The sequence below is a fragment of the Actinomycetospora sp. ABD4_176 genome (genome assembly GCF_056311855.1).
The window spans coordinates 727,941-749,184 of sequence record NZ_CM149974.1; the positions used below are offsets into that span (position 1 = coordinate 727,941).

The 21,244-nt window shown below is 74.4% G+C and carries 16 protein-coding genes and 1 rRNA gene; 16 read left to right on the forward strand and 1 reads right to left on the reverse strand.

Annotation, left to right across the window (positions count from 1 at the left end):
* Positions 1-44 precede the first annotated feature (44 nt).
* Positions 45-2,567 carry a phenylalanine--tRNA ligase subunit beta gene (gene pheT, locus ACYX4T_RS03550; protein WP_476013200.1) on the forward strand — a complete coding sequence of 841 codons (2,523 nt, stop codon included), beginning with the start codon at positions 45-47 and terminating at the stop codon, positions 2,565-2,567.
* Here the strand turns inward: pheT and ACYX4T_RS03555 are convergent.
* Positions 2,564-3,115 carry a TetR/AcrR family transcriptional regulator gene (locus ACYX4T_RS03555; protein ID WP_476013201.1) on the reverse strand — a complete coding sequence of 184 codons (552 nt, stop codon included), beginning with the start codon at positions 3,113-3,115 and terminating at the stop codon, positions 2,564-2,566. The genes pheT and ACYX4T_RS03555 overlap by 4 nt on opposite strands.
* Before the next feature lie 62 nt (positions 3,116-3,177).
* Here ACYX4T_RS03555 and ACYX4T_RS03560 point away from each other — a divergent pair, with 62 nt between their 5' ends.
* The 15 genes from ACYX4T_RS03560 (at position 3,178) to ACYX4T_RS03630 (ending at position 20,953) form a co-directional block, all read left to right on the forward strand.
* Positions 3,178-3,981: an alpha/beta hydrolase family protein gene (locus ACYX4T_RS03560; protein WP_476013202.1), complete on the forward strand. Its 804-nt coding sequence runs from the start codon at positions 3,178-3,180 to the stop codon at positions 3,979-3,981.
* A gap of 24 nt (positions 3,982-4,005) precedes the next feature.
* The gene (locus tag ACYX4T_RS03565; RefSeq protein WP_476013203.1) at positions 4,006-5,085 is read left to right on the forward strand and encodes a winged helix DNA-binding domain-containing protein; all 1,080 of its coding nucleotides are present in this window, start codon (positions 4,006-4,008) and stop codon (positions 5,083-5,085) included.
* Positions 5,086-5,274: 189 nt separating this feature from the next.
* Positions 5,275-7,470, forward strand: a complete 2,196-nt coding sequence (locus ACYX4T_RS03570; protein WP_476013204.1) for an NAD(P)/FAD-dependent oxidoreductase — start codon at positions 5,275-5,277, stop codon at positions 7,468-7,470.
* Positions 7,471-7,531: 61 nt separating this feature from the next.
* Positions 7,532-8,578: an N-acetyl-gamma-glutamyl-phosphate reductase gene (gene argC, locus ACYX4T_RS03575; protein ID WP_476013205.1), complete on the forward strand. Its 1,047-nt coding sequence runs from the start codon at positions 7,532-7,534 to the stop codon at positions 8,576-8,578.
* 13 nt (positions 8,579-8,591) lie between these two features.
* Positions 8,592-9,752, forward strand: a complete 1,161-nt coding sequence (gene argJ, locus ACYX4T_RS03580) for a bifunctional glutamate N-acetyltransferase/amino-acid acetyltransferase ArgJ (RefSeq protein WP_476013206.1) — start codon at positions 8,592-8,594, stop codon at positions 9,750-9,752.
* Positions 9,749-10,684: an acetylglutamate kinase gene (argB, locus tag ACYX4T_RS03585; protein WP_476013207.1), complete on the forward strand. Its 936-nt coding sequence runs from the start codon at positions 9,749-9,751 to the stop codon at positions 10,682-10,684. Before argJ ends, argB begins: the two co-directional genes overlap by 4 nt.
* Before the next feature lie 3 nt (positions 10,685-10,687).
* On the forward strand, positions 10,688-11,890 hold the full coding sequence (locus ACYX4T_RS03590; protein WP_476013208.1) for an acetylornithine transaminase: 1,203 nt from the start codon (positions 10,688-10,690) through the stop codon (positions 11,888-11,890).
* The gene (gene argF, locus ACYX4T_RS03595) at positions 11,887-12,825 is read left to right on the forward strand and encodes an ornithine carbamoyltransferase (RefSeq protein WP_476013209.1); all 939 of its coding nucleotides are present in this window, start codon (positions 11,887-11,889) and stop codon (positions 12,823-12,825) included. The genes ACYX4T_RS03590 and argF overlap by 4 nt, the downstream gene beginning before the upstream one ends.
* Positions 12,822-13,394 (forward strand): arginine repressor, encoded by a 573-nt coding sequence (locus tag ACYX4T_RS03600; protein ID WP_476013210.1) that lies wholly within the window; start codon positions 12,822-12,824, stop codon positions 13,392-13,394. The genes argF and ACYX4T_RS03600 overlap by 4 nt, the downstream gene beginning before the upstream one ends.
* Positions 13,391-14,584, forward strand: a complete 1,194-nt coding sequence (locus tag ACYX4T_RS03605) for an argininosuccinate synthase (protein ID WP_476013211.1) — start codon at positions 13,391-13,393, stop codon at positions 14,582-14,584. The genes ACYX4T_RS03600 and ACYX4T_RS03605 overlap by 4 nt, the downstream gene beginning before the upstream one ends.
* Positions 14,584-16,008 carry an argininosuccinate lyase gene (gene argH, locus ACYX4T_RS03610; RefSeq protein WP_476013212.1) on the forward strand — a complete coding sequence of 475 codons (1,425 nt, stop codon included), beginning with the start codon at positions 14,584-14,586 and terminating at the stop codon, positions 16,006-16,008. Before ACYX4T_RS03605 ends, argH begins: the two co-directional genes overlap by 1 nt.
* Positions 16,009-16,099: 91 nt before the next feature.
* Complete coding sequence (locus ACYX4T_RS03615) at positions 16,100-17,035, forward strand: lytic transglycosylase domain-containing protein (RefSeq protein ID WP_476013213.1); 936 nt, start codon at positions 16,100-16,102, stop codon at positions 17,033-17,035.
* Positions 17,036-17,067: 32 nt separating this feature from the next.
* On the forward strand, positions 17,068-17,691 hold the full coding sequence (locus ACYX4T_RS03620) for a DNA-3-methyladenine glycosylase (protein WP_476013214.1): 624 nt from the start codon (positions 17,068-17,070) through the stop codon (positions 17,689-17,691).
* A gap of 22 nt (positions 17,692-17,713) precedes the next feature.
* Complete coding sequence (gene tyrS / locus ACYX4T_RS03625) at positions 17,714-18,997, forward strand: tyrosine--tRNA ligase (RefSeq protein WP_476013215.1); 1,284 nt, start codon at positions 17,714-17,716, stop codon at positions 18,995-18,997.
* A 424-nt stretch (positions 18,998-19,421) separates the two neighbouring features.
* Positions 19,422-20,953, forward strand: a 16S ribosomal RNA gene (locus ACYX4T_RS03630).
* Positions 20,954-21,244: the final 291 nt, after the last annotated feature.

The following is a 21,244-nucleotide window of genomic DNA, read 5'->3' on the forward strand; positions in this document are numbered from 1 at the left end:
ACCCCCTCCCGCCTGCCAGCCAGCACCAGAAAGGCCCCGTCGCCGTGCGCGTCCCCGTCTCGTGGCTCCTCGAGCACGTCGACCTGCCCGCGGACTCCCACACCGCCGAGGCGGTCGGTGAGGCGCTGATCCGGGTCGGGCTCGAGGTCGAGGACGTGCTCCCGATCCCGGCCTCGACCGGCCCGCTCGTCGTCGGCCGCGTCGCCGCGCTGTCGGAGCTCACGGAGTACAAGAAGCCGATCCGCTACTGCCGGGTCGACGTGGGATCCGACCACAACGAGGCCGAGGGCGAGGGCGCGGGCACCCGCGGCATCGTCTGCGGGGCGACGAACTTCGTCGAGGGCGACCTCGTCGTGGTCGCACTGCCCGGCGCGGTGCTGCCCGGCGACTTCGCCATCGCGGCGCGGAAGACCTACGGCCACGTCTCCGACGGCATGATCTGCGCGCTCGACGAGCTGGGCCTCGGTGACGACCACAGCGGCATCCTCGTCCTGCCGCCGGGCACCGCGGACCCGGGCGACGACGCGGCGGTGCTGCTCGGGCTGGACGACGCGGTCCTCGACATCGCCGTCACGCCCGACCGCGGCTACTGCCTCTCGGTGCGCGGCCTGGCCCGCGAGCTCGCGAGCGCGCTCGACGTCGCGTACGGCGACCCGGCGCTCGTCGGCCGCGACCTGCCGGAGCCGCAGGGCGAGGCGTGGCCGGTGCGCCTGGACCCGTCGTCGCAGTGCCGGCGCTTCGTCGCCCGCCGCGTCACCGACCTCGACCCGACCGCCCCGTCGCCGTGGTGGCTGCGCCGGCGGCTGCTGCTGTGCGGGATGCGCCCGATCTCGCTGGCCGTCGACGTCACCAACTACGTGATGCTCGAGCTCGGCCAGCCGATGCACGCCTACGACGCGTCCACGGTGCGCGGCGACGTCGTGGTCCGGCGGGCCTCGCAGGACGAGAAGATCACCACGCTGGACGACGCCCAGCGCGTGCTCGACCCCGACGACGTCGTCGTCACCGACGACTCCGGCCCGATCGGGCTCGCCGGCGTCATGGGCGGCGCGAGCACCGAGGTCGGGTCCGCCACCGCGGACGTGCTGCTCGAGGCCGCGACGTGGGACGCGCCGTCGGTCGCGCGCGCCGCGCGGCGGCACCGGTTGCCCAGCGAGGCGGCCCGGCGCTTCGAGCGCGAGGTCGACCCGGGCGTCGCGCGCGCCGCCACCGACCGCGCCGCCTGGCTGCTCGCGCACTACGGCGGCGCCACCGTCGCCCCCGGCGTCACCGACGAGGGTGGCGTGCCGGCGCCCGAGCCCGTGACCATGGCTCTCGACCTGCCCGACCGCGTCGCCGGCACCCGCTACGAGCGCGGGGCGGTGGTGCGGCGGCTGAGCCAGATCGGCTGCCGGGTGGAGGTCGCCGGCGCCGACCCCGGTGACGGCGGCAGCGCGGGGCTGCGCGCCGAGCCGCCGACGTGGCGCCCCGACCTGACGCGCCCGGCCGACCTCGTCGAGGAGGTCCTGCGCCTCGAGGGCTACGCCGGCATCCCGTCCGAGCTCCCCGCCGCCCACCCGGGCACCGGCCTCACCCTGGCGCAGCGCCGCCGCCGCCAGGTGTCGCGCGCGCTGGCCGACGCCGGGTACGACGAGGTGCTGCCCTCGCCGTTCGTGCCGCCGACGGTGTTCGACGCGTTCGGCCTCGACGCCGACGACGACCGCCGGAACGCCCTGCGCCTGGCCAACCCGCTCGACGCCGACCGCTCGCTGATGGCGACGACGCTGCTGCCCGGGCTGCTCGACGCGGTGGTCCGCAACGTCTCGCGCGGCCTGCGCGACCTCGCGCTCTACCAGGTGGGGCAGGTCGTGCGGCCCGGCCCGGAGGAGCCGCCGGCGGCGCCGGTGCTGCCGGTCGACGCCCGCCCCGACGACGCGGCGGTCGCGTCGGTGCTCGCGGGGCTGCCGCGCCAGCCGCTGCGGGTCGGCGCGGTGCTGGCCGGGGCCTGGGAGCGGCCCGGCTGGTGGGGACCGGGGCGGCCGGCCGACTGGGCGGACGCGATCGAGGCCGCGCGCCTCGTGGGCCGGGTGTACGGCGCCGAGCTGACCGTCACCGCGGACCGGCACGCACCGTGGCACCCGGGTCGCTGCGCGGCGCTGACGCTCGGCGACACCCTCGTCGGGCACGCCGGCGAGCTGCACCCGAAGGTCCTCGAGGGCCTCGGCCTGCCGGCGCGCACGTGTGCCATGGAGCTCGAGCTCGACCGGCTGCCGCTGGCCGAGGACCGTCCGGTGCCCGCGGTGTCGTCGTTCCCGCCGGTGCTGCTCGACGTGGCGCTGGTGCTCGACGAGGACGTGCCGGCCGCGTCGGTGGTGACGGCGCTGCGCGACGGCGGGGGTGACCTCGTCGAGGATGTGCGCCTGTTCGACGTCTACACCGGGCCGCAGGTCGGCGAGGGCAAGCGCTCGCTGGCCTTCGCCCTGCGCCTGCGCGCCCCGGACCGGACGCTGACCCTCGAGGAGGCCTCGGCGCGCCGCGACGCCGCGGTGGCCACCGCCGCCGAGCGCCACGGGGCGCGGCTGCGTTAGGCGGTCGCTCCCCGCAGCAGCCAGTCGAGCGTCACCTCGAGGTCGGCGCGCAGCTCGGGCGGACGGAGGTTCGGGTCGTCGGCGGTGGCGAGCGCGGCGTAGCCGAGGGTGTGCACGATGAGGGCCCGCACGACCCGCCCGGCGGCCTCCTCGCCGAGGCCGAGGCGCGCGAGCAGGACGGTCATCGCCGCGCCCAGGGCGCGGGCCCGCGGGCCGCGGGCGCCCTGGCGCGCGAGGTAGAGCGGCACCGTGTCGGGGTGGCGGCCGAGCAGGTCGTAGGTCGCGAGCATCACCTCGCGCAGCCCGGTCACCGGCTCCACGTCCGGGGCCGGGGGGTCGAGCGCGGCGAGCTGGTCGTCGAGCAGCGCGTCCACCAGCGCCGTCTTGTCGGCGACGTGGCTGTAGAGGGCGTTGGGGGCGACGCCCAGCGCCGCGGCGACCGCGCGCATCGAGAGCCCGGCCGGTCCGCGCTCGGCGAACACCTCCCGCGCCGCGGCGAGGACCGCCTCGTACGTCAGTCCGGCACGCTGACCGGGGGAGCGGGGCATGGACGAACTGTACAGCGTCCAGTAAGTTGGACAGCGTACAGCTCGTCGTGGGAGGAGTCGTCGTGATCGCCACGAACGCCGAGGTCGGAACCCTCGCCGGGGTGCCCTCGCTGCTGGTGCCGCCGGAGAGCGGGCGGGCCGACGCGCCGCTGCTCGTCGGCTGGCACCTCATGGACGCGCCGCGCAGCGAGGCCGCGTTCGCCGCCGCGCTGCCGCTCGCCGGGCTCGACGCCTGGAAGGTCTACCTCGGCCTGCCGATGCCGGGCGCGCGGCTGCCCGAGGGCGGGATGGACGAGGTCATGCGCCGCGGCTACGAGGACGCGGTCCTGCTCCTGCACGGCCCGGTCAACGCGCAGGCCGCCGACGAGTGCGACGGCGTGCTGGCCGCGCTGCGCGAGCGCGGCCTCACCGGCCCGCTCGGGCTCTTCGGCGGTTCGGCCGGCGCTGGGGTCGCGCTGGAGGTGGCGACGCGTCGCACGGACGTCGCGGCGCTCGTCGTCGTCAGCCCGATGGTGGCGCTGCGGCCGGTCGTGTCGGTGCTGGGCGCGCTCTTCGGGGTCGACTACGCGTGGACGCCGGAGTCCGACGCCGTCGCCGCGCGCATGGACTACCCGGCGCGCGCCGCGGAACTGGGCACGACGCCGGTGCGCCTGGTCGTCGGGTCGCAGGACGACGCGAGCGCGTTCCTCGGACCGGCCCGGGACCTCGCGGCGGCGGCGGCCGGGCCCGCCGACGTGGTGCTGGTCGACGGCATGGGCCACGCGCTGGCCGAGGAGCCGGGCCTCGAGCCCGCACCGCAGACGCCGCACGCCGCGGAGGTCGACGCCCACGCCGTGGCGTGGTTCCGGCAGCATCTCGGTGGGTGAGGACCAGCGCGTGAGGACCAGCGCGTGAGGACCAGCGAGGTCGGGCTGCTGCGGCTCGTCGCGCTGGGGCTGGTGGCGCCGCGCACGGACGACGTCGCCGCGGTCGTCCGGCGCCTCGGTGCCGTGCAGGCCCAGGACCTCCCGGGCGCGGTGACGTCGCTGGCGTTGCGCACGGCGTCGCGGTCCCGGGACGCGGTGACCGCGGCGTGCGACGCCGGCGCGGTCGTCCGCAGCTGGCCGATGCGCGGGACGCTGCACCTCGTGCCGGCCGAGGACCTCGGCTGGATGCTCCCGCTCGGTACCCCGCGCCCGCGGGTCCGGGCGGCACGCCGTCGGGTCGAGCTGGGCCTGGTCGACGCCGACCTCGACCGCGCCCGCGAGCTCGCCCTCGCCACCGTGCCCGCCACGCGCGCGGAGCTCTTCGCCGCGTGGGAGGCCGCGGGGCTCGACCCGGCGCAGGGCCGCGGCTACCACCTGCTCGGCGAGCTCGCGTCCACCGGCGTCCTGTGCTTCGGGCCGCTGCGCGACGGCGAGCCGGTGGTCGTCGACGTCGCGCGCTGGATCCCGTCGCCGCGGGTGCTCGAGCGCGACGAGGCGCTGGGGGAGTGGGTGCGGCGCTACTTCCGCTCGCACGGTCCCGCCACCCGCACCGACGTCGCCCGGTGGACCGGCCTCCCGATGGCCGACGTCGACACCGGCATCGCGCTCGCCCGTCCCGACCTGGCGTCGATGGACGTCGACGGCACCGAGCACCTGCTCGACCCGGCCGTGCCCGACCGCCTCGCCGCGCACCGGCGCGCCGCGCTCGGGGTGCACCTGCTGCCCGGGTTCGACGAGTTCGTGCTCGGCTACGCCGACCGCGGCCACGTCCTCGCCCCCGGCGAGCTCGACCGGGTCGTCCCGGGTGGCAACGGGGTGTTCCGCCCGACGATCGTCCACCGCGGGCGGATCGTCGGGACGTGGGCGGCGCCGCGCGATCGCCTGGAGGTCACGCCGTTCGGCACCCTCGACGCCCGCACCGACGCCGCCGTCGCTCGGGCGCACGCCCGCCTGCCCGCCGGGACCGTTCGTCGCGGACCTGAGAGCCCGGCGGTCGGTCACTGACCCGTTCGGGCGATCACCCGACCGGTGACCGCGCGGTGCGGGGTGATCGACGGTCGGCGGCGCGGCGCGTTCTCAGCTCCGCCCCGCGGAGCCGTCCGTCTCCGTAGCGTGACCTGGCCGTGACCCGGGGGCTCCCCCTCGCCCGGGCCACGGCACCCCTCGACCCCGCACCGCGAGGAGCCCTCACGCATGTCCAGCGCGCCCGGAGAGCCGCAGGAACCGTCGGACCCGGCCCTTCCCGACGAGGCCGAGGACGCCGGCGGCACCTGGTCGACCGCGGACTTCGTGGTCGGGCGCGGCGTGCTGCTGGTCATCGGGCCGATCGTGGTCGCCCTGTTCTGGGTGTTCGGCGCCCTGCCCGCGTGGGGCGCCGCGGGCCTCGGCGGGTTCCTGTGCGCCGTCGCCGTGGTGTTCCTCGTGCGGCTGCGCGCCCGCGGCGCGGCGGCGGCCGCCGAGGGGGCGCGGGTGCTCGTCGTCGGCGGCGGCTACGCCGGCCTCGTCGCGGCGCGGGCGCTGCAGGCCCGCCTGCCCGGCGGGACGCGCGGCGGGCGCCACCTCGGCCCGGGCGACGCGTCGACGGCGATCGCCGGCATCACGGTCGTCGACCCGCAGGCGCACATGACCTACCAGCCGTTCCTGCCCGAGGCCGCCGCCGGCGCCATCGAGCCGCGCCACCTCACCGTGCCGCTGCGCCGGGTCCTGCGTCGCTGCGACGTCATCACCGGCTCGGTCGCCGCGATCGACGACGCCTCCCGCCGCGCCGTGGTGAGCCTGCCCGACGGCGGCACCCGCGAGATCGGCTACGACGTCCTCGTCGTCGCGCCCGGGACGGCCCCCCGACGCCTGCCGATCCCGGGCCTCGACGAGCGGGCGCTGCCGTTCCGGTCGGTCACCGACGCGCTCGCGCTGCGCGACCACGTCCTGTCCCGCCTCGACGCCGCCTCGTCCACGACCGACCCGAGCGAGCGCCGGCGCCTGCTGACCTTCACGGTGATCGGCGGCGGCTTCGCGGGCCTGGAGGTCCTCGGTGAGCTCGAGGACATGACGCGCCGCGCCGCGAAGCACCAGCCCGGGTACATCGCCGAGGAGATCCAGTGGGTGCTCCTCGAGGCCGCCGGGAGGATCATGCCCGAGGTGAGCCCCGCGCTCGCCGCCCGCGTGCACGCCCAGCTGCTGCGCCGCGGCGTCGAGGTCCGGGTCGGGGCGAAGATCACCTCGGCCGAGGGCGGGCGCGTCGTCCTCGCCGGCGGGCCGACCTTCGCCACCGACACGATCGTCGTCGCCGCCGGCTCCGTGCCGAACCCGCTGCTCGAGCGCACCGACCTGCCCCTCGACCCGCGCGGCCGCGTGCGCTGCGCGACGACGCTGCAGGTCCGCGACCGCGCCCACGTCTTCACCGCCGGCGACTGCGCCGCGGTGCCCGACGTGACCGTGCCCGCGCCGCGCGACGGCGAGCCGGTCACCACCGCCCCGACCGCCCAGCACGCCGTGCGCCAGGCCCGGCTGCTCGCGCGCAACGTCGACGCGTTCCTCGCCGGCCGGCTGCTGCGCGGCTACCGCCACCAGAACGCCGGCGCCGTGGCCGGTCTGGGCCGCCGGCGCGGTGCGGCCCAGATCGGCCCCCTGCGCGCGACCGGGTGGCCCGCGTTCGCCCTGCACCGCGCCTACCACCTGTGGGCCATGCCGACCGCCGACCGGACCGTGCGCATCGCCCTGGACTGGATCGTCTCCGGGCTCCTCGGCCGCGACCTCGTCGCCGTCGGCCGCCGCGACGCCGCCCCGATGCCGGACGCCGACGCCCCGCCGACGGTCGCGCCGCGCGTGGCCGACGCCACCCCGGACGCCATCCCGGACGTCACCCCGGGTGCCGGGGCCGAGGACCTGCCGACCGGCGCCACGCCGGTGGTGCCGACCTGGGGCGCCGACCCGGCCGTGACCGGCCCCCGTCCCGCCGCGCCGTCCGCGCCGTCCGCGCCGTCCGCGTCCTTCGTGCCGCCGACGCCCCCGTCCGGGACCCGCATCCCGACCGGCAGCGCCACCGACTCCCAGGGCATTCCCGCCCTGCAGATGACGCGGTCGGGCAGCTTCGAGAGCATCCGCGAGCCGCACCCGTCGCTGCCGTTCGGCGAGCCGGTCAGGGAGTCCTTCAGCGAACCCCTGCCGTCGGACTCCTTCCGCGAGCCCACCCCGTCGCTGTCCTTCGGGGAGCCCTCGGGCGCGTTCCGCGAGCCGCACCCCTCCTTCCCGTCGGCGCCCCGCAGCAGTGCCGGCAGCAGTGCCGGCAGCAGTGCCGGCAGCAGTGCCGGCAGCAGCGCCGACAGGGGCCCCCGCGCGCCGTACCCGTCGACCACGAAGCCCCGGCACTCCCTGCGCGACACCCCCTGACCCGTGGCCGGCCACTCCCGGCCCCCCGCCGTTGCATGGCTTTCCGTGAACATGCATAGTGATGCGTATGCGCGTCGCGGTCGCCGGAGCCAGCGGGTACGTCGGGGGTGAGGTGCTGCGGCTCGCCCTGGGCCACCCCGAGGTCGAGATCGGGGCGGTGACGGCGGGGGAGTCCGCGGGCACCACCCTCGGCGCCCACCAGCCCCACCTGCCCTCGCTCGCCGATCGCGTGATCGCCGAGACCACGCCCGAGCAGCTCGCGGGGCACGACGTCGTGTTCCTCGCGCTGCCGCACGGGCGCTCGGCGGAGCTCGCGGCGCAGCTCGGGAGGGCGGGCGGCACCACCGACGTGCTCGTCGTCGACTGCGGCGCCGACCACCGCCTCACCGACCCGGCCGCCTGGCAGCGCTGGTACGGCGGCGACCACGCCGGCGCGTGGCCGTACGGGCTGCCCGAGCTGCCCGGTGCCCGCGAGGCCCTCCGGAACGCGAGGCGCATCGCCGTCCCCGGCTGCTACCCGACGGCGAGCACCCTGGCCGCCTTCCCGGCCGTCGCCGCCGGCCTGGTCGCGCCCGAGGTCAGCATCGTCGCGTTCTCCGGGACCTCCGGCGCGGGCAAGGCCGCCAAGCCGCACCTGCTGGGCGCCGAGGTCATGGGCTCGGCGACCGCGTACGGCGTCGGCGGCGGGCACCGGCACACCCCGGAGATCACCCAGAACCTCAGCACGGTGAGCCCCCAGCCCGTGCGGGTGTCGTTCACGCCCGTGCTCGCGCCCATGCCCCGCGGCATCCTCGCGGTCGCCGGCGCCCCGCTCGCCGACGACGCGATCACCGAGGAGCAGGCCCGCGAGGCCTACGCGAAGGCCTACGACGCCGAGCCGTTCGTGCACCTGCTCCCCGCCGGCGTGCAGCCGCAGACCAAGTCGGTCGTGGGGTCGAACAGCGTGCAGATCCAGGTCGCCGTCGACCCCGACGCCGGGCGGCTCGTCGTGACCGCCGTCATCGACAACCTCACCAAGGGCACGGCCGGCGGCGCGTTCCAGTCGGTCAACCTCGCCCTCGGCCTCGACGAGACCCTCGGTCTCCCGACGACGGGACTGCACCCGTGAACAGGAGCGACCCGTGAGCGTCACCGCCCCCCGGGGCTTCCGGGCCGCCGGCGTCCGCGCCGGCCTGCGGGCTCACGGCGAGCGCCCCGACCTCGCCCTCGTCGTCAACGACGGGCCCCAGCAGGTCGCGGCGGGCGTGTTCACGCGCAACCAGGTCAAGGCCGCGCCCGTGCTGTGGTCGCAGCAGGTGCTCCAGGAGCACGACCTGCGCGCCGTCGTCCTCAACGCCGGCGGTGCCAACGCCTGCACCGGCCCCGACGGGTTCGGCGACACCCACCGCACCGCCGAGCACGTCGCCGACGTCCTGGGCTGCGGCGCCATCGAGGTGGCCGTCTGCTCCACCGGCCTCATCGGCGAACGCCTGCCCCTCGACAAGATCCTCGCGGGCGTCGACGCGGCCACGGGCGAGCTCGCCGACGGCGAGGAGGCGGGCACGCGCGCCGCCACCTCGGTGCTCACCACCGACACCGTCGACAAGCAGGCCGCCGCGAGCCGTCACGGCTGGACGGTCGGCGGCTTCGCCAAGGGCGCCGGGATGATGGCCCCGAGCCTCGCGACGATGCTGGTCGTGGTCACGACGGACGCGGTCGTGGACGCCGCCACCGCCGACGCCGCCCTGCGCGCCGCCACCGCCCGGACCTTCGACCGCCTCGACATCGACGGCTCCACCAGCACCAACGACACCGTGCTGCTGCTCGCCTCCGGCGCCTCGGGCGTCGAGGCGGACGCCGACGCGTTCACCGAGGTCGTCACCGAGGTCTGCGCCGACCTGGCGCGGGGCCTGCAGGCCGACGCCGAGGGCGTCACCAAGCGGATCGCGGTCACCGTCACCGGGGCCCGCGACGACCACGACGCGCTGGTCGCCGCCCGCACGATCGCCCGCGACAGCCTCGTCAAGACCGCGCTGTTCGGCTCCGACCCGAACTGGGGCCGGATCGCCGCCGCGGTCGGGGCGAGCGAGGCGAAGGTCGAGCCGGGGACCCTGTCGGTCACCGTCAACGGCGTGCTGCTCTGCGAGGCCGCGACCGCGGTCGGCGACCGGAGCAAGGCCGACCTCTCCGGCCCCGAGGTCACCGTCGAGGTCGACCTGGGGCTCGGCGACGGGCGGGCCACGGTGCTGACGACGGACCTCTCGCACGCGTACGTCGAGGAGAACAGCGCGTACTCCACATGAGCACCGCCGAGACCAGCATCCCCGTCCCCGCCGACGTCCCCGACCGCTACCACGAGGCCGCCGCCAAGGCCGGCGTCCTGGCCGAGGCCCTGCCCTGGCTGCAGCGCTTCCAGGGCGCGGTCGTCGTCGTCAAGTACGGCGGCAACGCCATGACCGACGACGCGCTGCGCCGCGCGTTCGCCGAGGACATGGTCTTCCTGCGCCTCGCCGGCATCCGCCCGGTCGTCGTCCACGGCGGCGGCCCGCAGATCACGAGCATGCTCGGCCGGCTCGGGATGGAGGGCGAGTTCCGCGGCGGCCTGCGGGTCACGACGCCCGAGACGATGGACGTCGTCCGGATGGTGCTCGTCGGGCAGGTCGGCCGCGAGCTCGTCGGGCTGATCAACGCCCACGGCCCCTACGCCGTCGGGCTCTCGGGCGAGGACGCGCGCCTGTTCACCGCGGCGCGGCGCACCGCGACGGTCGAGGGCGAGCAGGTCGACGTCGGCCTCGTCGGCGACGTCGTCGAGGTCAACCCGGCTGCCGTGCTCGACCTCGTCGCGGGCGGGCGCATCCCCGTCGTCTCGACCGTCGCCCCCGACGTCGACGGCGTCGTGCACAACGTCAACGCCGACACCGCCGCGGCCGCGCTGGCCGAGGCGCTCGGCGCCCGCAAGCTCGTCGTCCTCACCGACGTCGAGGGGCTCTACACCGACTGGCCGGACCGCTCGAGCCTGCGCTCGACGATCGACGACGTCGAGCTCGCCGCGCTCCTGCCGACGCTGGCCAGCGGCATGATCCCGAAGATGGAGGCCTGCCTGCGCGCGGTGCAGGGCGGCGTGCCGCGGGCGCACGTCATCGACGGGCGGGTGGCGCACTCCGTGCTGCTCGAGGTGTTCACGAGTGCCGGCGTCGGGACGATGGTCCTGCCGGCCGACGGGAAGGAGGCCTGAGACATGACCGTCACGAGTGAGGACCTCCGCTCCCGATGGGTCGGCTCCCTCATGGACAACTACGGCACCCCGCCGATCAGCCTCGTGCGCGGCGAGGGCGCGCGGGTGTGGGACGCCGACGGCCGCGAGTACCTCGACCTGCTCGGCGGGATCGCCGTCAACTTCCTCGGCCACGCCCACCCGGCGATCGTCGAGGCCGTGTCGCGGCAGGTCGCGACGCTGGGCCACACGTCGAACCTCGTCATCAACCCCGTCGCCGTGGAACTTGCCGAGCGCCTGCTGGGCCTGCTGGGCCACCCGGGGCGCGTGCTGCTCTGCAACTCCGGCGCCGAGGCCAACGAGGCCGCGTTCAAGATCGCCCGCCGGACCGGTCGCACCAAGATCGTGGCGGCCGAGGGCGGGTTCCACGGTCGGACGATGGGCGCGCTCGCGCTCACCGGCCAGCCCGCCAAGCGCGAGCCGTTCGAGCCCATGCCGCCCGGGGTCGAGTTCGTGCCCTACGGCGACGTCGAGGCCCTGCGCGCCGCGGTCGACGACGCCACCGCCGCGGTGTTCCTCGAGCCCGTCCAGGGCGAGGCGGGCGTCATCGTCCCGCCCGAGGGCTACCTGCAGGCGGCGCGGGACATCACCACCGAGAACGGCGCGCTCCTGGTCATGGACGAGGTGCAGACCGGTACCGGGCGCACCGGCGTCTGGTTCGCCCACCAGCGCGCCGGCATCACGCCCGACGTCGTGACCCTGGCCAAGGGCCTGGGCGGCGGGCTCCCGATCGGCGCGTGCCTCGGGATCGGCGACGCCGGCGAGCTGCTCGGTCCCGGCCAGCACGGGACGACGTTCGGCGGCAACCCGGTCGCCTGCGCCGCGGCGCTCGCCGTTCTCGACACGATCGCCGCCGACGGGCTGCTCGACCGCGCCGAGGAGATCGGCAAGGACCTGGGCCGGCGGATCGGCGAGCTCGACCACCCGCAGGTGACCGGCGTCGACGCGGCCGGCCTGCTCATCGGCGTCGCCCTGCGCGAGCCGGTGTCCGCGCAGGTCACGGCGGCCGCCCGCGAGGCCGGCTACCTGATCAACAACGCGGTGCCCGGACGCCTGCGGCTCGCCCCGCCCGCCGTCGTCACCGACGCGCAGCTCGACGGCTTCGTCGCCGCCCTGCCCGAGGTGCTCGACCAGGGCGCCGCGGCCGCGGAGGCGGCGGGCTCGTGACGATCACCGGGACGCGCGTCCGCCACCTCCTGCGCGACGACGACCTCACCCCGGCCGAGCAGGCCGAGGTGCTCGAGCTGGCGGCCACCATGAAGGCCGACCCGTTCCGCTTCCGCCCGCTGGAGGGTCCGCGGGCGGTGGCGGTGGTGTTCGACAAGGCCTCGACCCGCACGCGGGTGTCGTTCGAGGTCGGCATCGCCGCGCTCGGCGGCACCCCGGTGATGATCGACGGCCAGGCCGCCCAGCTGGGCCGCGGCGAGACGATCGCCGACACCGCGCGGGTGCTCTCGCGCTACGTCGACGCCATCGTCTGGCGCACCGGCGCCGAGGAGCGCATCCAGGAGATGGCGGCGCACGCGACCGTCCCGGTCGTCAACGCGCTCACCGACGGCTTCCACCCCTGCCAGGTCCTCGCCGACCTGCAGACCGTCGTCGAGCGCCGCGGGCGCACCGCCGGCCAGGTGCTCGCCTACCTCGGCGACGGCGCCAACAACATGGCCCAGTCGCTGCTGCTCGGCGGGGCGACCGCCGGGATGCACGTGCGGGTCGGCGCGCCGGCGGGCTTCACGCCCGACCCCTCGGTCGTCGCCGACGCGACGGCGCGGGCCGCGGAGACCGGCGGCTCCGTCGTCGTCACCGACGACCCCGCCGCGGCCGCCGCGGGCGCGGACGTGCTGGCCACCGACACCTGGACCTCGATGGGCCAGGAGTCCGACGGCCGCGACCGCGCCACCCTCGCGCCGTTCCGCCTCGACGAGGAGGCGGTGGCGCGGGCCGCGGCCGACGTCACCGTGCTGCACTGCCTGCCCGCCCACCGCGGCGAGGAGATCACCGCCGGTGTGATCGACGGCCCGGCGTCGGCGGTGTGGGACGAGGCGGAGAACCGCCTGCACGCCCAGAAGGCGGTGCTCACGTGGCTGCTGGAGCACTCGTGACCGAGACCGCCTCGAAGGGTGTTCAGGGGAGCACGCCGATCGGGAGCCGGGCCTCCCGCCAGGCCCGGGTCGTCGCGCTGCTCACCGAGCGCGAGGTGCACAGCCAGGCCGAGCTGGCCGCGCTGCTGGCGTCGGAGGGCGTCGAGGTCACGCAGGCGACGCTCTCGCGCGACCTCGACGAGCTGGGCGCGGTGAAGCTCCGCGGCGTCGACGGCGGCGTCGGGCGCTACGTCGTGCCCGACGACGGGAGCCCGGTGCGCGGCGTCACCGGCGGCACCGACAGACTGTCCCGGCTGCTCGCCGAGCTGCTGGTCTCCGCCGACCACTCCGGGAACCTCGCGGTCCTGCGCACCCCGCCCGGGGGCGCGCACTACCTCGCCAGCGCCCTGGACCGGGCCTCGCTGGCCGAGGTGGTCGGCACCATCGCCGGCGACGACACGGTGCTCGTCGTCGCCCGCGAGCCCCTCGACGGGGCCGGGCTCGCAGCCCGCCTGCGGGCCCTGGGCACCAGGACGACGGCGCGGTCGTCCTCCGCACACGAGAACGAGACGGAAGAAGGACAGCAGTGAGCGAGCGCATCGTGCTGGCGTACTCCGGGGGCCTCGACACCTCGGTCGCCATCGGCTGGATCGCCGAGGAGACCGGCCGCGAGGTCGTCGCGGTCGCGGTCGACGTGGGCCAGGGCGGGGAGGACCTCGAGGTCATCCGCAAGCGGGCCCTGGACTGCGGCGCGGTCGAGGCCGCGGTCGCCGACGCGCGCGACGAGTTCGCCGAGGAGTACTGCCTCCCGGCGCTGCGCGCCAACGCGCTCTACATGGACCGCTACCCGCTGGTCTCGGCGCTGTCGCGCCCCCTGATCGTCAAGCACCTCGCCGACGCGGCCCGCGCCCACGGGGCCTCGACCGTCGCCCACGGCTGCACCGGCAAGGGCAACGACCAGGTCCGCTTCGAGGTCGGCGTCGGCGCGCTGGCCCCGGACCTCGACGTCATCGCCCCGGTCCGCGACTTCGCCTGGACCCGCGAGAAGGCGATCCAGTGGGCCGAGGAGCGCTCGCTCCCGATCGACGTCAGCAAGCGCTCGCCGTACTCGATCGACCAGAACGTCTGGGGCCGCGCGGTCGAGACCGGCTTCCTCGAGGACATCTGGAACGGGCCGATCGAGGACGTCTACTCCTACACCGCGAACCCCGCCGAGCCCCGCGACGCCGACGAGGTCGTCGTCGGCTTCGAGGCCGGCGTGCCGGTGTCGATCGACGGCCAGAAGGTCTCGGTGCTGCAGGCCATCGAGCAGCTCAACCAGCGGGCGGGCGCGCAGGGCATCGGGCGCCTCGACATGGTCGAGGACCGCCTGGTCGGCATCAAGAGCCGCGAGGTCTACGAGGCGCCGGGCGCCATCGCGCTGATCACCGCGCACCAGGAGCTGGAGAACGTCACGGTCGAGCGCGAGCAGGCGCGGTTCAAGCGCCAGGTCGAGCAGCGCTGGGGCGAGCTGGTCTACGACGGCCTGTGGTTCTCGCCGCTGCGCCGCAGCCTCGACGCCTTCGTCGACACCACCCAGGAGCACGTCACCGGCGAGGTCCGGATGACGCTGCACGGCGGCCGCGCGGTCCCGACGGGCCGGCGCAGCGCGCAGTCCCTCTACGACTTCAACCTCGCCACCTACGACGAGGGCGACCTGTTCGACCAGTCGCTGGCCAAGGGCTTCGTCCAGCTCTGGGGCCTGCCCTCCAAGATCGCGGCGAAGCGGGACCTGGGCTGATGCCGGAAGGCTCGGCCCTCTGGGGCGGGCGGTTCGCGTCGGGCCCGGACGCGGTGATGGCGGCGCTGTCGCAGTCGACGCAGTTCGACTGGGTGCTCGCGCCGTACGACATCGCCGGGTCCCGGGCCCACGCGCGGGTGCTGCACGGGGCGGGGCTGCTCACCGACGAGCAGCTCGAGGCCATGCTCGACGGTCTGCGCCGGCTCGCCGACGACGTCGACTCCGGCGCGTTCGTGCCCGCCGAGGACGACGAGGACGTGCACACCGCCCTCGAGCGCGGCCTCATCGAGCGGGCGGGGGAGGACGTCGGCGGGCGCCTGCGGGCCGGGCGGTCGCGCAACGACCAGATCGCCACGCAGCTGCGGATGTGGCTGCGCGACGAGCTGCGCGACGTGGTGCGGGGCGTGGCGGGCGTGGTCGACGCGCTGCTCATCCAGGCCCGCGCCCACCCCGACGCCGCCATGCCGGGGCGCACGCACCTGCAGCACGCCCAGCCGGTGCTGCTCGCCCACCACCTCGGGGCGCACGCCCAGGCCCTGCTGCGCGACGTCGGGCGCTGCCGGGACCTCGACCGGCGGCTGGCGTACTCGCCCTACGGGTCGGGGGCGCTGGCCGGCACGTCGCTGGGCCTCGACCCGGCCGCCGTGGCCCGCGACCTGGGGTTCGTCGACGCCGTCGACAACTCCATCGACGGCACGGCGGCGCGCGACCTCGCCGCCGAGGGCGCGTACGTGCTGGCCCAGATCGCGGTGGACCTCTCGCGGATCGCCGAGGAGGTCATCCTCTGGGCGACCGCCGAGTTCGGGTACGTGACGCTCGCCGACGCCTGGTCGACCGGGTCGTCGATCATGCCGCAGAAGAAGAACCCGGACGTCGCGGAGCTCGCGCGCGGCAAGGCGGGGCGGCTCGTCGGCAACCTCGCCGGGCTGATGACGACGCTCAAGGCGCTCCCGCTGGCCTACAACCGGGACCTGCAGGAGGACAAGGAGCCGCTGTTCGACTCGGCGGCCCAGCTCGCGATGGTGCTCCCGGCGATGGCCGGCATGATCAGGACGCTGACCTTCCACACCGACCGCCTCGCCGAGCTCGCCCCGGCCGGCTTCACGCTGGCCACCGACCTCGCCGAGTGGCTGGTGCGCGAGGGCGTCCCGTTCCGCCGAGCCCACGCCGCGGCGGGGGCGTGCGTCCGGGCCGCCGAGGCCCGCGGCGTCGGGCTCGACGAGCTCACCGACGACGAGCTCGCGCAGTGCGACCCGGCGCTGACCCCGGACGTCCGCGCGGTGCTCACCGTCGCCGGGTCGATCGCCTCGCGCGACGCCCACGGCGGCACGGCCCCGAAGCGGGTGTCCGAGCAGCTCGACCGCGTCTTCGCCGCCGCGATCGAGGCCCACGCCTGGGCCGGCCGCCCCATCGACCGCCGCTGAGGGTTTGTCAGCGAAGTGCCGTTGCGGACACTCAACGTCCGTATCGGTACTTCGATCACTCCGAGGATTCCCGACGCCTAGGCTGGACCTCGTGCTCGGAAGCCGGCGGTGGGTGGCGTTCGTCGCGCTGCTCGCGGCGGCGCTGACGGCCCTCGCCGGCTGCGCGCGCGACCCGGCGCCGCCTGCCCCGAGCACGCCCGCCACCGCGTCGCCGCCGCCGTCGTCGATCTCGTCGTCCGACCCGATCGGCCCCCACGGCCCGAGCGTCCCCACGGAGCCCGTGGCCCTGGCCGCCGTGCTCGAGGAGGCCCGGCGCACCGTCGCCGACCCCGCCCGCTCGCCCCAGGACGTCGCGGCCGCTGGCCGCATCGCCCAGGTCGCCTACGAGGAGCTCGCCTTCCGCCCCGAGCGGCTCCCGGCCGTGCTCGCGGCGCTGTCGCCGGGGACCGCCGAGGCGACCGGGCGCATCGTCGGCGCCGGGCGCGACCTGCTCGCCATGGCGAAGCGCGGTCCGGGCGAGATGCTCCCGGCCTGGCGCATCGTCGCGCCGCTGCCGCCCGAGCAGCTGCGGGCCCACTACGCCGAGGCCCAGGAGCGCTTCGGGGTGCCCTGGACGGTGCTCGCCGCGGTGAACCTCGTCGAGAGCCGCATGGGCCGCATCGCCTCGCACTCCGAGGCCGGCGCGCGGGGTCCCATGCAGTTCATGCCCGCGACCTGGGCGAGCTACGGGCTCGGCGGTGACGTCACCGATCCGCACGACGCGATCCTCGGCGCGGCCAACTACCTGCGCGCCAACGGCGGGGCCACCGCCGACGGCCTCGACCGGGCCCTGGAGCGCTACAACGACGACGAGCGCTACGTCCGCGCCGTCCGCGCCTACGCCGCCGTGATGCAGGACGACGAGCGCGCCTACCTGGCCTTCCACGCCTGGGAGGTCTACTTCCGCACGACGGCCGGGCGCGTGCACCTGCCCGTCGGGTACGACGAGGCCGAGCCGGTGCGGGCCGTCGACCACCTCGCGCGCTGACCGGCCCGACGCCTGGGGCAGGATCGCGGCCGATGCTGCTCGACCGGTCGGCGCTGGCCGACGACGTCCTCCCGGCGGCGCGCCGGCTGCTCGGCTGCGAGATCGCCGCGGACACGCCGCAGGGCGAGGTCCGCGTCCGGCTCGTCGAGGTGGAGGCCTACCGCGGCGCCGACGACCCGGGCTCGCACTGCTACCGCGGCCGGACCGCCCGCAACGCGGTGATGTGGGGCCCGGCGGGCCATCTGTACGTCTACTTCGTCTACGGCATGCACTTCTGCGCCAACGTCGTCTGCCTGCGCGACGGCGTCGCGGGTGCGGTGCTGCTGCGGGCGGGGGAGGTGCTCTCCGACGTCGGCGCGGCCCACGCCCGCCGGCCGACGGCCCGCGGTCGCGACGCGGAGCTCGCCCGGGGGCCGGCGCGGCTGTGCACCCTGCTCGGGCTCGACCGGGAGGCCAACGGCGTCGACGTGCTCTCCCCGTCCTCGCCGGTGCGGCTGCTGGCGGGGGCGCCGGTCGGTGACGACGACGTCCGCACCGGCCCGCGGGTCGGCGTCGCCGCGGGTCAGGAGCGGCCGTGGCGGTTCTGGGTCGCCGGCTCCCGGGCCGTGACGCCGTACAAGGCGGGGCGTGCCCGGACCGACGGACCGGACTGGTGACCGGGTTCGGCAGACTGGTCGCGTGACCGGACCGCACATCCTCGACGACCTCGCCTGGCGGGGTCTCATCGCCCAGAGCACCGACCTCGACGCGCTGCGCCGGGACCTCGACGCGGGGATGGTCACGCTCTATTCCGGGATCGACCCCACCGCGCCCAGCGCGCACATCGGGCACCTGCTGCAGTGGCTCACGCTCGCCCGCTTCCAGCAGGCGGGCCACCGTCCTATCGCGCTGGTCGGCGGGGCGACGGGCCTGATCGGCGACCCGAAGCCGACGTCGGAGCGCATTCTCAACGACCGCGACGTCGTCGCCGGCTGGGTGGACGAGCTCGGCGCGCAGCTCCGCCCGTTCCTCGACTTCTCCTCGGGGGCACCGAACGCCGCGCTGCTGGTGAACAACCTGGACTGGACCGAGGGCCTCTCGGCGCTGGACTTCCTGCGCGACGTCGGCAAGCACTTCCGGGTCGGGCGGATGCTCGCCAAGGAGGCCGTGAGCCGGCGCATGGAGTCCGACGAGGGCATCAGCTACGCCGAGTTCTCCTACCAGTTGCTCCAGTCCTACGACTTCCTCGAGCTCTTCCGCCGCTACGGCTGCACGCTGCAGACCGGCGGTAGCGACCAGTGGGGCAACCTCACCGCCGGTACCGACCTCGTCCACCGCGTCGAGGGACGGTCCCTGCACGCGCTGGGGACGCCGCTGATCACCAAGGCCGACGGCACCAAGTTCGGCAAGACCGAGAGCGGCACCGTCTGGCTCGACCGCCGGCTGACCAGCCCGTACGCCTTCTACCAGTTCTGGATCCAGGCCGAGGACGCGATGGTGGGCACCTACCTGCGCGCCTTCACCTGGCTGTCCCACGACGAGATCACCGAGCTCGAGCGCCTCACCGAGGAGAAGCCGCAGGCGCGCGAGGCGCAGCGGGCGCTCGCCCGGTCGGTGACGGCGCTCGTGCACGGCGAGGACGAGGTGGAACGGGCCGAGGCGGCCAGCCGCGCGCTGTTCGGACGGGGGGAGCTGGCCGCGCTGGACGCGTCGACGCTCGCGGCGGCCGTCGCGGAGATCCCGTCGTTCACCGCGACGCGGTCGGAGAAGCCCACGATCGTCGACCTGCTCGTGGGCAGCGGCCTGTCCGCCAGCCGGGGCGCGGCCCGACGCACCGTCGCCGAGGGCGGCGCCTACGTGAACAACACCAAGATCGAGACCGAGGACTGGGAGCCGGCCGACGGCGACCTGCTCCACGGCCGCTGGCTCGTCGTGCGCCGGGGCAAGCGCAACACCGCCGGCGTGGAGCTCCTGGGCTCCTGACGGGCGGTTTCGGCCCCGTACGAGGCGGGAACCACCCGTGACCAGCAACGACACGGAGATCGACCCCCCGGTGCAGGGCGGGTTTCCGGTGTGTGTAGAGTTCTGGTCATCGCAAGAACGGGGTTGCCCCCGGGGCCTGCGGACAACTAAGCTAGGAGGTCGCCCTACCGGCGGGTCCACCACGGTGGATCGTGTAGGGTGGGAGCACCGCGAAGAACCCGACCGATCCGGTCGCGGCGAGGCGCGTGTGGTTGTCCTTTGAGAACTCAACAGTGTGCTGAATGTTTGGTGTGTTTGTCCTCGTCGGCATCATGTGTGCGTCGTTGGTGGCGTGTGTGTGGTGTCGTGGGGTTTCTTTGAGTCGCCTGGTCCTTGGCTAGTGGGGGCCGGGTGTTTTTGCTGGGACTGTTTGTTCCAATGTTTTTTGTTGGAGAGTTTGATCCTGGCTCAGGACGAACGCTGGCGGCGTGCTTAACACATGCAAGTCGAGCGGTAAGGCCCTTCGGGGTACACGAGCGGCGAACGGGTGAGTAACACGTGGGTGACCTGCCCTCCACTTCGGGATAAGCCTGGGAAACCGGGTCTAATACCGGATAGGACCAACTGGTGCATGCTGGTTGGTGGAAAGTTTTTTCGGTGGGGGATGGGCCCGCGGTCTATCAGCTTGTTGGTGGGGTGATGGCCTACCAAGGCGACGACGGATAGCCGGCCTGAGAGGGTGATCGGCCACACTGGGACTGAGACACGGCCCAGACTCCTACGGGAGGCAGCAGTGGGGAATCTTGCGCAATGGGCGGAAGCCTGACGCAGCAACGCCGCGTGAGGGATGACGGCCTTCGGGTTGTAAACCTCTTTCGCGATCGACGAAGGTCATGCTTTTGGCATGGCTGACGGTAGGTCGAGAAGAAGCACCGGCCAACTACGTGCCAGCAGCCGCGGTAATACGTAGGGTGCGAGCGTTGTCCGGAATTATTGGGCGTAAAGAGCTCGTAGGCGGTGTGTCGCGTCGGCCGTGAAAACCTGGGGCTTAACTCTGGGCGTGCGGTCGATACGGGCATCACTAGAGTTCGGCAGGGGAGACTGGAATTCCTGGTGTAGCGGTGAAATGCGCAGATATCAGGAGGAACACCGGTGGCGAAGGCGGGTCTCTGGGCCGATACTGACGCTGAGGAGCGAAAGCATGGGTAGCGAACAGGATTAGATACCCTGGTAGTCCATGCCGTAAACGTTGGGCGCTAGGTGTGGGGTCCATTCCACGGGTTCCGTGCCGCAGCTAACGCATTAAGCGCCCCGCCTGGGGAGTACGGCCGCAAGGCTAAAACTCAAAGGAATTGACGGGGGCCCGCACAAGCGGCGGAGCATGTGGATTAATTCGATGCAACGCGAAGAACCTTACCTGGGTTTGACATGCACCAGACGCGTCCAGAGATGGGCGTTCCCTTGTGGCTGGTGTGCAGGTGGTGCATGGCTGTCGTCAGCTCGTGTCGTGAGATGTTGGGTTAAGTCCCGCAACGAGCGCAACCCTTGTCCTATGTTGCCAGCGGGTTATGCCGGGGACTCATGGGAGACTGCCGGGGTCAACTCGGAGGAAGGTGGGGATGACGTCAAGTCATCATGCCCCTTATGTCCAGGGCTTCACACATGCTACAATGGCCGGTACAGAGGGCTGCGAAGCCGTGAGGTGGAGCGAATCTCGTAAAGCCGGTCTCAGTTCGGATCGGGGTCTGCAACTCGACCCCGTGAAGTCGGAGTCGCTAGTAATCGCAGATCAGCAACGCTGCGGTGAATACGTTCCCGGGCCTTGTACACACCGCCCGTCACGTCACGAAAGTCGGTAACACCCGAAGCCCGTGGCCCAACCCGCAAGGGGGGGAGCGGTCGAAGGTGGGACTGGCGATTGGGACGAAGTCGTAACAAGGTAGCCGTACCGGAAGGTGCGGCTGGATCACCTCCTTTCTAAGGAGCTTCACCGGACACCGCTGGTGGTGTGGTGCTCGCAGGCGAGTGTCCTGCGCGCTGCACCGTGGTGGTGGAGGGCCCCGGTACCTCCCACGGTCCGCGTCTTCGGGCGTGGTCGTGGGGTGGGAAGGGGTTGCTCGAGAAAAGTGGAAACACCGGACATGTCCTCCTGGCCCCTTGGTGGGGTCGGGGGGCGGCACACTGTTGGGTCCTGAGGGGACAACGTCTTCTCTGGACGGGCAGCGCCCGCTTCACCGTGTGGTGGGGTTGGGCGCTGGTTCGTGTGGT

What these genes read in the sequence shown, in the direction of transcription:
- ACYX4T_RS03555 (WP_476013201.1), bottom strand. Translation starts at nt 3,115, where the DNA reads ATGCCCCGCTCCCCCGGTCAGCGTGCCGGACTGACGTACGAGGCGGTC.
- ACYX4T_RS03570 (WP_476013204.1), top strand. Translation starts at nt 5,275, where the DNA reads ATGTCCAGCGCGCCCGGAGAGCCGCAGGAACCGTCGGACCCGGCCCTT.
- argC (WP_476013205.1), top strand. Translation starts at nt 7,532, where the DNA reads ATGCGTATGCGCGTCGCGGTCGCCGGAGCCAGCGGGTACGTCGGGGGT.
- argB (WP_476013207.1), top strand. Translation starts at nt 9,749, where the DNA reads ATGAGCACCGCCGAGACCAGCATCCCCGTCCCCGCCGACGTCCCCGAC.
- ACYX4T_RS03590 (WP_476013208.1), top strand. Translation starts at nt 10,688, where the DNA reads ATGACCGTCACGAGTGAGGACCTCCGCTCCCGATGGGTCGGCTCCCTC.
- argH (WP_476013212.1), top strand. Translation starts at nt 14,584, where the DNA reads ATGCCGGAAGGCTCGGCCCTCTGGGGCGGGCGGTTCGCGTCGGGCCCG.
- ACYX4T_RS03620 (WP_476013214.1), top strand. Translation starts at nt 17,068, where the DNA reads ATGCTGCTCGACCGGTCGGCGCTGGCCGACGACGTCCTCCCGGCGGCG.